The following is a 12,621-nucleotide window of genomic DNA, read 5'->3' on the forward strand; positions in this document are numbered from 1 at the left end:
GGCAGGCTACTCGGCGCCCCCGGAGGCCTCGTTGGTTCGTCTGGATCCCACGTGACGCTGAATGAACGGGGGCTCGGGCACCCCGACCCCGGCCACGCCATGGCGCTACCGCACCACCGCCATCAAGAAGGCGATCGGCACCGCGATCATCCCAAGAGCCATGCCGATCGCGGCTCTCCGCTGTCCCTTGGCGACACCGGCTGCGTGGCAGCCGTGCTGTGGCCGGACAGAGACGAGCATCAACTCGAACGCCGCAGCGAAACCGGCCTGACTGCCGTAGCGCAAGGACAAACTGGATATCCCGAACCGGAGAGCGGCCAGCGCGAAGCCACACACGATCATGACATCGACGAAGGAAGCTTCGGTCACAAGCCCCAAGAGTAGGGCCAGAATGCCGCATGTCAACGCCGCGTTGGCTTTGTGGCTGTGGGGCGGTGCCGCATTCCCCGGGGCAGCACCCGCGGGCCAGCCGGTTCCGGGTGGTGTCGGCCGCTGCGGAGCGGGATGGGTTGGGTGCACGGGACGGGCTGGAGGCGCCGGAGACTGCCATGGCCCGGGCCCGGGCCACCCGGGCCGAGCGTGCCGTCCCGGCGACGGGGGCCTGCTGGGCGGTTGCCCTCCGGTCGTGCGGCCGGGGCCGGCGGATGCCGCCTGGTGCCCCGGCGTCGGACCGCCGACTGGCCGCGCGTTCGCTGCCCGGCCGCCGAATGCCGGCGATGAATAGAGCTGACTCAACCGGTCGTCGAGCCTGTTCCCCACCGGTCCCGAAGCTGCTCTGGAACTCATGCCGCCGGCCACCGGCAGTGGGTTCGTGCCCCCCGCGGGAGTAGGCGTGCGCTGGCTCGGGGCGGCGCTCTCGGCGAGCAGCCTCGCGGCTTCGCCCGCGGACAACACCCGTAGGGCACGGGCACGCCGTAGTTCGATCTGCGGCGTCACGGTCCGCGGGTTCGACTGCTTGGAGAAGACGGTGATCAGGCCGGTGATACTGATCCAGGAACCCTGCAACAAGTTCGGGTCACCGAATGCCTGGACGAGGTCTCGGCTGCCCCGGTCGAACGCCACGACGGCGAAGTCTCCCCGCCGGTAGTCGCCGAAGTTCAGGAAAGTAATCGTGCCTCGCCGTTGGATCGTCCTCGTGGCGACGATCTCGCCGACGACGGTTACCTCGTCTCCTTGGCGCGCGAGCAGTGCGGCCCGCTCGGTGGCGGCGATGGCAGGCACCGCGGCCACTGCGGCGGTCGCGGCGCGGCGCCTGCTCACCGATGGAACGGCCGTGCCGGTCAACGCGGCTTGCACTGCGTTGAAGTCGACCCCGCAGGCACGCCGCAACCGCTGCACCCGCTCCGCGAGCATCGGCAGCCGTTCCAGCCGCGCGAATACGGGCGACGTGCCCGGTTCGGCGAAGTCCGTGGCGGAGAAAAGCAGGTTTTCCCCGCTGTTGAACTCCTTCCACAGCTGCGCGTCGTGCGCGAGGGCGGCCAGCGAGAGGTCGACGACGTATGAGGCGAACAGGTCGAGCGAAGGATCGTATTGGTTGGAGCGCTCGGGATGCTGGTAGTTGCGGTGCCCCTGCTCGGCGGCCCCATACTGGTGGAGCGCGGGGAGGTACATCCCGTCGTAGTCCACCAGCTTGATCGAATTATCTGACTTCACCAGGATGTTGCCGTGCTGCAGGTCGCCGTGGGCTGCGCCGTGTCGCCGCAGCGCCGTCGCAGCAGCGAGGATGCTGCGACGCACCTGTTCGAGTGCTCCGGGGTCGCCCACGTGGTCGTCGATCCAGTCGTTGAGCCGTGAGCCCCCCTCGACCCACAGCATCCGGACGATCGGTAATACCTGCTCGCCGACTCGGATGCCGCGGGGAAGGTAGTCGACGTCGACGAGGCAGTCGAGTTGCGTGGAGCGTACGAACGCTGCCACTCCGGCATACCGTTCCTGCAGGCGGTTGCCTTGCTTGTGAAAGCAGCGGACCGCGTACCGGCGCCGGTCGACGGTGACGTCGAATGTGAGTGCGAACCCCCCGGACGCGACGGCGGGCGAACCCAGCGGGGTGAGCCGTGGGGCGCTGCGGCGCAGGGTGTCGTCGAGGAAGGCGATGGTAGGCACCTGCACGGCTTGCTGGTAGTCGAGAAGGGCGGGCAGCTTCATGTCCGCACCACGCACAGCGTCGTGTCGTCGTTGGCCAGTTGCCCGCGGTGCCGGTGCCGCGCCACGAAGCGCGCGAACCGTTCTCTGCTGTTCACGAATGTCCCCAACGGTGGCACCCGCTGGTGCCGCTCGTAGATCTTCAACAGGAATGCCGAGACCGCATCCGTCGCCAGCAGGAAAATGTCGCCGTCCTGGTAGGTCGTGGTGAATTCGGTCGGCTGCTGCCTCGGAGCCCCCGCACGGCTGCTCACCAGCTCAGGGAAACGGCCGAACCCGTCCGCATGGTCTACCGGGCCTACCCAGAGGATCTCCTGGCGGCGGATGTGGAACAGGCATGAATCGCCGAGGCTGACCGCGTGGTATACGCCCTCCGCCGAGTCGACCAGCAGACCGAGAAAAGTCGAGTCCGCGCCTTCCATCAGTTTTGCAGTGGCGTACCAGGGTAGGTTTGGCTTGGCTACGTGGCCCCACCAGCGGCTACGGAGGTGCGGTAAGATCTCCGGCGCTAGCGGGTCGGCGTGTTCTGTGACGAACGAGTCGACGAGTAATCGGCTCCAGACCTCCGGCCGTGCCGATGTGGATGCTCCGTCTGCGATGGCGAACCGCGCCGCCACCTGGTCGGCGGCGGCGCTGTCCTCGTTTTCTGCGGCACTGCGGCCCAGTTTCGGCACGCTGTGCACGGTTACCTGTAATCCGGCCCCCATCGTGGTGGGTGGTGGGCTCACCGCATCGCTCCCGGGCCGGCGGTGAGCTCCCGTAGCCCGGTGGGAGTGACGGCGCGGGTGCCGATGTCCAAAAATTCAATCATGACGGTGGCTTCGGCATTGTAGAGGAAACCACGGGAGCCCGGCTGCACCTCGTAGCCTAAACCGCTCGCCGCGTCGAGCATCGACGGCGGCAGAGGGCTCGACATCTCGAACAGCATGGTGGCGAACTGGTCCGGTAAGTCGGCTGCGGTGGCGGGGAAGGTAGCCGGGTTGCGGGCGCCGCTGGACAAGTGGAGGTTGAACAGCAGCGTGTTCCCGTCCGCCGTGCCAGTGTTCTGCACCCGCTTCGCCGCGTCCCGCGGGTCGCCGTCCGTGCTCTCGCCGTCGGTCACGTTGACGACGATGGGCGGGAAGCTCTGCTCATGGCGGGCGCACCAGTCAACCACGATCTGTTCCGCGGCCTCTACCGCTGCCACCATGGGTGTCCAGCCGTCGGCCACCGAATCGACCCACACCGGGACCGGCATCATCACCTCTACGACGCCCCCCGCGCCGTCCGGCACCTTGCGGGCCACCTGGTCCACTCGCTTCGGGTTGACCGCCAGTTCGCTGATGGGCAGCAGCGGGCGGTGGGGGCTCGACCCGTGCAGAATCGGCTCCACCCCCCGGCCGTAGCCGAGAATGCCGACCTCGAAATAGTCGTAGACTCGGTCGTCGCCTTTACTACACAGCAGCACGGCGTTACCGAGAAGCCGGTTGACTGCCAGTGCCAGCTGCCCAGCCTTGGTGGTGCCGGTATCCGCCCACGGAGCGGACATCGAGGTCGAGTGGTCAATGAGAAGAAGCAGGCAGGCGGGCTGGGTGCGATTTATCTCAGCAGCGTACACGGGTGTCCTCTCTCCAAAGGTAGTTCGCTGGGGAGTCGGGGAGCCTTTGCGACCCGAGCCCCCATGGCGCAATGCCACTTAGTTAAGGCCGTTTTCGATCTTCATTCGAGTCCCTGACCTGCGGTATCATAAGATGATCTTATCTTAAGTTAGCGGTATTGCCCCATGGCGTGCAGGCGAGGCCGTCGAGGCGGGCGACCCGGTGTTCTCCCCCCGCGGCCCAGCGAGGATCGGGGAAAGCTTGGGTGAATCGCCGGGTCCGCCGGTCGAGTTGGCGAACGTCTCCGCGATTGCAGGCCGGACGAACAGCTCGGACGGCTTCGTCTCCGCCTTCAGTTCGGCGGCCGTGCCGGTGTGCTGCTGCTCTCTGGCCCGCCGGTGGTGCCACCGTACCGCCGGAGTAGCCCCACCGCACGGACTTCACGACACCCACCAGTCGAATCCGGTATCCATGGCCAGCGACCGCCTGGCGGGGCACGCCTCTTGGACTGCCCGTGTATATGGATGCGGAGAATCGCGTCCCGTCTCGGCCGGAGACACCAGATGAAGGCATGACCCCCCGTGAGGTAGATGGTGGCGGCGGGCCTGGCAAGGGTAGCACTCGGGTCGAGTCGGGCAAGTCAGGACCCGATACGGGGACGGCCGCGGTGCCTGCGGTGCGCGTCGGTAACTGTTGGCTCAAGAGACTCGCAGACACTCCTGGGAACCTTTTGGAAGCCCATTCTATTAATTTATCGACCTTTGGTTTCCCTGGGTGACGGTGCGCCTCCGTAACTATGCGACCATCGCCTTCTTGACCCGGTCGGATGTAAGAAGTCGCACGGGAGATTTTCAGAAACCCCTATTGAAATAATTTTTCCGATAAAACCCATTTGTTGGCTTTTGACCGAAAATTTGTACGTAGAACCAGGGGATGGCGGCGCCACACTGGAACGGCATGCTCACACATCATAAAGATCTGATCCAGCGTATCCTCACTCGGGCTGTAACAGGGAGCCCGATGCGCCGGTGCTGACCGTGAAGCAGGTGCTCGAGGAGATTGGAGGGTTCTCACCTGCGTGGCCAGTAGCTTCAGGCCTGTTGTCCACGAAAGTGGGAACCCTCCATCTGACGTCAGGGGCCGCTGTGGACCAGAGGTGCCCACAGGTCGGGGCGTTCTGGATACCGGTCGCGTAGACGCAGGGTGACAGCACGCAGCACGGGGGCCGCCTGGTCGGCGACTGGGGTGTCGGCGAAATGCTGGTAGAACGCGCGTGCGGCGTCCGGGGCGATGTCGTCGCGGAGCGGCCACAGGCTGGCTACCACGTGCCGGAAACCGGCGAGCTGGAAGGCGGCGGCCGGGTGTAGCACCTCGTCGGCGTAGCGGGTGCCGTGGTTGGCGGTGGAGCAGGCGGACAGGTAGGCGAGTTCGGCGTCGGTCAGCCGCAGACCGCCGATCTCGGGCAGTGTCAGGATCCGGTCATGCACCCGCAGGCCACTGTCAACCTGCGAGGTCGCGTTGACCACGCCGTGGCAGGCGAAATGCGCCCAGGTTGTCTCCCGCAGCGCGGTCAGGACCTGATCGGCGGTCGCGTCCGCATTGAACAGCGACGGGCCGCCCACCACAGCCGCCTCCTCCTCGGCGCCGGGCAGCCTCTTCATGTCCGGGGTAGCGCTCATGACGACGGACAGGCTCTGGCGCCGTCGGGCCGGCGGACGGTTGCGGGCGGCCTGCAGTGCCCGCAGCGAGGGGATGTAGGAAGAGATCATGATGTCGAGGGCGCCGTCTTGGCCGGGGTGGCCGGCGGCGTGCAGCGGCAGCAGCCCGAGGAGCCCGGTGGGCAGCCACCACACCCGCTGGGGTGTGTCGTGATGTGGCAGGGCGGCGGCGACCGGGGCTGCGATGACGTCCCACAACCAGCCCAGCAGCGCGCGCAGCGTTTTGCCCCGCTTGTATGCCGCGGCCAGGGAGGAGCCACTGTTGAGGGTGGCCAGCAGGGCCGTGACCTGCTTGTTGACGTCGGACGGCCGCAGGTCGGGCAGCGCGACGGCCACGGGGTCGGTGTCGGCCCGTAGGAGGATCGCGTCGCTTCGGTGTGTGTCGGCGTTGATGAGGATCACGCACCCACCCGCGGCGGCGGGGGCCAGCTCCGCCAGTCGCGGCGCCGCGACGAAGTGCGTGAGGCCGGGGAGCGCACGGATGTCGGAGAGGAGCCGATCGTAGTCGGCCCACCATCGGCGACGCTCGCGGGCGGGGAAGTCCGGGGTGTTGAGCCGCTCACACACCCAGCGGAAGCGGGCGGCGAGGCGCGGTGCCCGGTCGTCGAGTTCGTCGAGGTCAACCCGGGTGTTGGCCTGGCTCGCCAGAAGCACCCCGCGGCCGAGTTCGGCGAACTCTACGGCGCCCGCCGGGTCACCGGCCGCGCAGTGGGCGGCCACTCCGGCTCCGACGAGGCCGCCGTGTTCACCGAGCCGGTACTGCTGGTCGGCCCAGCCCGCCTCGCGGGGAGCCACCGACGGCAGGAGGGCGGCGGCCGCGTCCAGCATCGTGAGGGCGAGCGCCGGCTGCCCAGCGGTCTGCGCGAGTCTGCCCATGGCATGGTGGGCCGATACCCGGCCGGCGGGGGCCGCCGCGCACTGGGCGCCGGTCATCCCATCGGCGAGCTCCAGCAGTCGTGGGCGGTCCGGGGCCGGGCCACCGCCGGCGATCCGTTGCAGGTAGGCGACGCACATGCTGGCGGTGAATCGGAATCGGTGCGGATGGTCGACCGGGAGCGCCTCCAGAGCTTGTTCGCACAGGGTGACGGTGCTGTCGAGGTCGGCGGTCGCGCCGGTGAGACGGTAGCGGTCGAGGTGGGCGGCGGCGAGGTCAGCCAGCCGATCCGGGAGGTCCAGGTGGTCGGCGGGGGTGTCGGCAACGGCCCGTTCCCTCAGCTCGATCGCCCGGTCCAGGTCGGCGCCACCCGGTGCGTGGCTGTGCCGGCGCCAGTGCGCGGTGGCCAGCCGGGAGTACCGCTCGGCGCGTGCCACGTCGTCCTCGCGGGTGGCGGCCAGGGCCCGCTCGCCGAGCTCCACCGCCCGGTCTAGATCGGCGAGCTCGCCGCTGATCGCATGACGCTGCTGGTAGGCGTCGCCCAGCAGCGACCACCATCTCGGTGGGGGCGCGCTGTTCGTCGCCGTGACCTGCTCGCCGAGTTCGATCGCACGTGCGAGCTCGGCGGTTACGCCGCTGTGGCGGTAGCGGGTCAGGTGGACGGCCGCGCGTTCCAGAGCCGCGCTGGAGCGGTCCGGATGCCCGGGCGGGATCGCTGCCAGTGCCCAGCTGGCCAGGTCCTCGGCCTGGTCGAGGTCGGTGTCCGCGCCAGCACTGAGATGGCGCCGGTGCAGTGCGGCGGCGAGGCGACCGAGGGCGTGCGCCCGGGCGGGGTCGGTCTCGGGCATCGCCGCGAGGGCCTGCCGGCCGAGGTCGACGGCGCGGTTCAGGTCGTCGAGTGCCCGGCTGCGTTCGTGTCGCCGGAGCAGGGTCGCGGCGGCGGTGGACAGGTAGGTGGCGCGCCGCGGGTCGCGTGGCGACAGCGTGGCTGCGGCCTGCTCGGCGAGGGTGGCCGCCCGCCACAGCTCGGAGCGTTGCCCGGACCGGTCATAGTGGCGCAACAGCGCGCGGCCGAGGGCGGACAGGACGTCGGGGTCCTCCTGCCCGCCGGGCAGCGCGGCCGCGTCCTCCGCCAGGTCCACGGCCCGTTCCAGGTCCGCGGGTGAGTCGGTGTGCTCGTGCCGGTGCAGATAGGCGGTGGCCAGGTCCGCGAGCTGGTCCGCCGAGGGGCCGGTATGCGCTAGGGTCCGCTCGGACAGGTCGATGACGCGACGCAGGTCCGCGGGATCCGCGTGCTGCCGGTACCGGCAGCGGTAGGCCCGGGCGAGAGCGGTCCACACCTGGACGGCCACCTCCGGCGCCTCGCCGTCCCGGTCCGCGAGCCTCAGAGCCCGTTCTGCGATGCCAACGGCCCGGTCAAGGTCGGTGGTCGTGCCGTCGCGTTCGTGCCGGCGGCGGTAGGCAGCGGACAGCGCCGAGAGCCGGCTGGTCCGACCGGGCCCCCGCCCCTGCCGCGCGGTCGCGGCAGGGGCCAGGAGCAGGATGGCCGCGTCGAGCAGGGCGGGATCCTCGCTGCCGGCCGAGGCGTCGAGCAGCTGCACGCCCAGCGCGACCTGGACATCGGGGTCTGTGAACCGCCCGACCACGGGCACGAGCTCGGACGGAACGGCCTCGTGATCGTCGGAGATCGGTTCCAGACACAGCACGCACCGGGCCAGCTCGGGGAGGCCGGCGCCTGCGGGCAGTACCTGGTAACGGCGGTGGTGCAACCGGCCCAGGACGGCACTGGCGATGGAGAACGCCGCGTCCAGCGCGGGGGACGAGGTGGTGAGGTCGACGGCGTGGAGCAGCCGCCACAAGGCGGCAGCGTCCCGGTCTGCGTCGGCGTCGAGAATCTCCGCGACCTGCCTCGTCCGGTCGTACTGCTCGATCCGGTCGCGGATCCGCCAGGTCAGGTCGTCAAGCGGCACCGCTACCGGCTTCCTTGTCCGTGTGGTCGTGGACCGTCACCAACGTGGGTCCACCTGCAGGAGCCGGGCCGGTCCCCCGCCGCCCCGCCCGGTCGCCAGCAGCAGTCCGCCGTCGGGAAGCGCGACGAGGCTGACCACCGGCGGGTAGCTGGCGGTGGGGTCGTCGAACCGGGCGAGTACGGCACCGGACTCGACATCCCAGACCAGTGTCTCCCGGCCCCGGGCCGCGGCGACGACCACGCGCAGGTCGGGCAGCACCGCCAGGGCGACGTCCCTCCCGTGCCCGTCGCCGGGCGCGGGCAGGGTGCGCAGGACCTCGCCGGTGTGACCGTCCCAGATCCGAACGGTCGACCCGGCGATCGCCGCCACCCGGAACGAACGGTCTGCCAGGGTCGCCACCGCCACTGCGGGCGTACTCGACATCGAGCCGGCGCAGTCCAGGACGAACGCGTGTGGCCTCGTCCGATCCCCGTTTCGCGCGTACCGCTCGGAGCTGTTCCAGACGTGGATGCGGGCGGCGTCGATGTCCCCGACGCCGGCCGCCACGCAGACGCTGCTGTCGGAGAGCACCGCGGCCGCCACCGAGCACACCGAGGCGACACGGGGGCTGCCGACCTCGAACGCCCCGACGGAGCGCTGAGTCTCCACGTCCCACAGGCGTACCCGCGCGTCATCACCACCGGTGATCAGCCACGGAACGTCCTCGGGCGGGCAGGCCCAGGCGACGGTGTTCACGGGGGCCTGATGCCAGTCGATCTCCATCAGGGCTGCTCCGTCCTGGGCGGACCACACGCGGGCAAGATGATCCTTACCGCCGGTGGCCAGGACGACCCGTCCGTCGGACAGGGCGGTCAACGCGACCGCCAGTACCCATTCGCTGTGCCCGGAGACCGTGCAGAGCTTCGCGCCGTCACCGGTGCTCCACACGTGGGCGCCGCTGTCGTGCGCCGAGGCAAGCAGCCGGCGTCCGTCGGCAAGCGCGATCAGCGCGAGCGATCGGGGCCGCAGCTCCGTGTCGTCCCGCAACCAGGCCGCGGGGGTGACGTCGCAGACCTGTGCCTCCACCGGATCCCAGTCCCGCGGCTGCGTCGTCATGGCGCTCACCGGGCCCGGCCGGCGTGGGGGCGGCGTCTGAGGCCAGGACACCCGCGGAGGAACGCCGTGGATGTCGATGTAATCGTGCTTGTCGTCCGTCGCCATGACGACCCGGCCGGAGGGGTACACATACAGGCCGGCCGGCGGCCTGGACCGGCGGTCCACCCTGACGTCAACGACATCGCTGGAACGGTAGGGCAGCTCGTCGTCGGCGTTCGCACGGACGGACTTCTCGTACGCGGCTTCGGCCCGCCCGCGGTCGGGATAGTCGGCGACGTGCCAGTCCACGCCCTCCTCACAGGCGGTGTGGACAGCGAAACGTTCGGCACCCGCCAGCGGATCACGATATTTGATCAGCTCAATACTTCCGTTGAGAAGTGCATGGGTTTTGGTGACCCGCAGCCTTTCCCCTGTGCTGAATGCCGTGAGGAAGCGGTTCCATGTCGACACCGGATCGTCCCCCCACCGATTATACAGATCGTCGTTCTGAATCGTGTCGTAAAGCACTCGGGAACCGTCGGGCGGGAAAGATGCGAGGAATGGCCCCGGGTCGGTGGGGACCTGCTCCCATCGGCCTGTGTGCCGGCCCATCAGGCTGCGGACGGCCAGCCAGGCCGCGGCCTTGTCCTCGAACCGCCGCATCCCGAAACCGTTGTGCCACACGTACCAGCCGTCGGGCAAGGTACCGACCTGGATGCAGGCACCCCCGGCCCGCGGGGCGGAGTCCCGCAGCGCCCATTGCATGACGGCCCGGCGTTCGTTTGTCTCCAGTGTGCCCTCCACCAGGTTCACCGTCCTTGCTCCCCGCCCGGATCCTAGCCGTGGCAGGAAACTGCCATTCACCCCGCCGGAACCAGCTCCCAGCGGCCGACCTGCCGTTCCCAGCAAGCCCGGCGCCGCATTCGTAAGGGTGTGACGGGTGGCATCCCGGCCCACCCGGATAGTGTCGTCCGCCGTGACGGAACAACGTGCCGACCCTTCTGAACGACATATGCTGAGTGCCTTGTGCGACGAGTTGCCGGTCCTCCGCGAGCTGTGTGCCGTGGACTCCACGGACAAACAACTACTGCTGGCCAGGATCGAGACCGAGGCCCGCGCACGTAGGCCGGTCGCGGCGCTGCTCGGTGAGCTTCTCGGCGCCGACACGACCGACCCCGCACGAGGCGTGGGCACCAGCTTGCCCGGCGCCGGCCCCGGCCGGGCCGACGAGGAGATCTTCGGCTGCCCCGACAGCGCGTGCGACCGGATCGCCGACGCCCTCCCGGCGGGCCCGATCCCACGCTGCCTGCTCACCGGGCTGCCGATGAGCAGGCGCTGACCGGGTGAACGGCTTCTTCGACGAACTGGCGAAGAAGCTTGCCGAACGATGGCTCGCCATGCTCGCCCTGCCCGGCCTGCTGTTCGTCGCGTCCGCCTGGATCGGCGGGCAGCTCGGCTGGGCACACGCGGTCGACGTACGCCTGCTGGCCGACGAGGCCACCCTGCAGGGCAGCGTGCTGGGCGCGCAGGCCGGCCCGGCGCAGGCGCTCACTGTGATCGGCCTGCTACTCGCCTCGTGCGGAGTTGGACTGGTCGTGCAGGCCCTCACCGGGCCGGTCCGCGACTGCTGGCTCGGCCAGTGGCCACTCGGCCTGCGGCGGGCGCAGCGGTGGTGCACCGACGCGCGGTCGCGCCGCTGGCACCGGCTGGTCGCCGCCCGCCGGGAGCTACAGGCCCGGTACCCGCCGGCAACCCGGACACCGCCCCAGCAGGCCGAGATCGACCTCGCCGCGGAGCGGGTCACCCGGCTGTCCCCGGCCCCGCCGGCCAGGCCGACCTGGATGGGCGACCGCATCGCGGCCGTCGAGCAGATCGGGGTGAACCGCTACGGCCTGGACCTCCGCTTCGGCTGGACGCGCCTGTGGCTGGTGCTACCCGACAGCCTGCGCGCCGACCTGGCTGCGGCCAATGGGCAGTTCGCCACCACCGTGATCACCACGGCCTGGGCACTGCCCTACCTCGTGCTAAGCGTGCTGTGGTGGCCCGGACTGCTGATCTCGCTCGCCGTGGGCCTGACCGGCTGGGCCCGGGGCCGTACCGCGATCGCCGAGCTGACCGAGCTGACCGAGGCAACCCTGGACCTGCACGGCCGGACCCTGGCCATCGCCCTCGGCGTCGCCGCACCCCACAGCACCGGCCCCCTGGACCCGGCCGAGGGTGAACGGATCACCCGGTTGACACGGAAGGGTCGGTGACCCCGCGATCACCCACCGGCCGGCTGGTAGGGCATCCGAGTAGGCAGCGTCGGCGGCGCGACCAGAGCGTCGCCCGGCCAGTACGGCCCGCCCTCCACGAACTCACGAATCGACCTCTCGAGCTGGGCAATCTCCCGCTGGCGATCACGCGGCCCCAGTTTCGTCCTCTCGCCGAACGGATCAACCACGGTGACCTCGGTGTTGGGACCGTTGGTCAGCAATGCTTCAGCCGGTGACTTCAGGCCCAACGGCGTCGCATCGCAGCCACCCGCCTGGGTGAGCGCGACAAGCGCTTCGATCACCGACTGCCACTGCGCGACCTGCGGCCACAGCGCCCCGCCGGCTAGCTCGTAGGTCAGCGTCGACAGCGGCACCACGCACCCATGGGTACGGCCGGGGAACTCGGTCAGGCAGCGGTAGATCCGCCCGCCGTCCGGTTGCGGAAGATCGGGGTGCAACAGCGTCCGCGCGTGCACGACGGTCGCGTTGATGGGAACCGGATGCTGCGGCGACCGGTACGGCTCATGCACCGCGAGGAGATATACATCTGCGACAGTCATCTTCTCATCACCTTCCACCGCCATGACCTCAGGTAATCTGACTGGTGCGCTTGGCGCAGGGTACAGATTATCGACCACGCCTCGCTCCTCCGTATCCGGCGCAATATTTGCGACAGCGTTGTCAAAGTGGGGAGTTTTTCGGCCGGGTAGGAGACTGGCGCGGTAGCGCTCTGGCTATAGGCGTCCGGTCAGTGGTTTGTTTAGCAGGGGTCACAGCTCAAACATCCAGGCCAGAGCATTGATCATCGCTGTCCGATTTATCGGAATTCGTACTATATATGGCCATTAGTTTTCGGGATAATCATCATTTCTGACGTTCCGATCCAGATGACCATGCCGCTGATCCGGGGGTTCGTCGGCGACCCCCTGCTAGAAAGCTACGGCGGTATCAAGCGGTGGAGGCGACACCCGACGCCCGCCTCGTGCTGGGACCCTCAGCAGGGGGTTCGCA

Annotated in this window: 8 protein-coding genes; 2 read left to right on the plus strand and 6 right to left on the minus strand. The window is 69.2% G+C overall.

Annotated features, from left to right (window positions below; genetic code table 11):
- Positions 1–105: 105 nt before the first annotated feature.
- The 5 genes from MJ797_RS04050 to MJ797_RS04070 form a co-directional block, all read right to left on the minus strand.
- Entirely contained in the window at positions 106–2,145 is a 2,040-nt protein-coding gene (locus MJ797_RS04050) for a serine/threonine-protein kinase (RefSeq protein WP_239331940.1), read from the minus strand.
- Entirely contained in the window at positions 2,142–2,870 is a 729-nt protein-coding gene (locus MJ797_RS04055; RefSeq protein WP_239331942.1) for a hypothetical protein, read from the minus strand. Before MJ797_RS04055 ends, MJ797_RS04050 begins: the two co-directional genes overlap by 4 nt.
- A complete protein-coding gene (locus tag MJ797_RS04060) occupies positions 2,867–3,739 on the minus strand; it encodes a vWA domain-containing protein (protein WP_239331944.1) in 873 nt (290 codons plus the stop codon). The genes MJ797_RS04055 and MJ797_RS04060 overlap by 4 nt, the downstream gene beginning before the upstream one ends.
- Before the next feature lie 1,113 nt (positions 3,740–4,852).
- A complete protein-coding gene (locus MJ797_RS04065) occupies positions 4,853–8,281 on the minus strand; it encodes a CHAT domain-containing protein (RefSeq protein ID WP_239331946.1) in 3,429 nt (1,142 codons plus the stop codon).
- A 36-nt stretch (positions 8,282–8,317) separates the two neighbouring features.
- The gene (locus MJ797_RS04070) at positions 8,318–10,159 is read right to left on the minus strand and encodes a WD40 repeat domain-containing protein (protein WP_239331948.1); all 1,842 of its coding nucleotides are present in this window, start codon (positions 10,157–10,159) and stop codon (positions 8,318–8,320) included.
- Between the two features lie 259 nt (positions 10,160–10,418).
- Between MJ797_RS04070 and MJ797_RS04075 the strand changes: the two genes are divergently transcribed.
- Positions 10,419–10,694: a hypothetical protein gene (locus tag MJ797_RS04075; protein ID WP_239331950.1), complete on the plus strand. Its 276-nt coding sequence runs from the start codon at positions 10,419–10,421 to the stop codon at positions 10,692–10,694.
- Between the two features lie 4 nt (positions 10,695–10,698).
- The gene (locus MJ797_RS04080; RefSeq protein WP_239331952.1) at positions 10,699–11,610 is read left to right on the plus strand and encodes a hypothetical protein; all 912 of its coding nucleotides are present in this window, start codon (positions 10,699–10,701) and stop codon (positions 11,608–11,610) included.
- A gap of 8 nt (positions 11,611–11,618) precedes the next feature.
- Here the strand turns inward: MJ797_RS04080 and MJ797_RS04085 are convergent, their stop codons facing one another.
- Positions 11,619–12,170 carry a hypothetical protein gene (locus MJ797_RS04085; RefSeq protein ID WP_239331954.1) on the minus strand — a complete coding sequence of 184 codons (552 nt, stop codon included), beginning with the start codon at positions 12,168–12,170 and terminating at the stop codon, positions 11,619–11,621.
- Positions 12,171–12,621: the final 451 nt, after the last annotated feature.

Source organism: Protofrankia sp. CiP3 (assembly GCF_917627345.1).
Taxonomy (GTDB): domain Bacteria; phylum Actinomycetota; class Actinomycetes; order Frankiales; family Frankiaceae; genus Protofrankia.

Coding starts and splice junctions, on each gene's coding strand:
- MJ797_RS04085 (WP_239331954.1), bottom strand. CDS start 12,170: ATGACTGTCGCAGATGTATATCTCCTCGCGGTGCATGAGCCGTACCGG.
- MJ797_RS04050 (WP_239331940.1), bottom strand. CDS start 2,145: ATGAAGCTGCCCGCCCTTCTCGACTACCAGCAAGCCGTGCAGGTGCCT.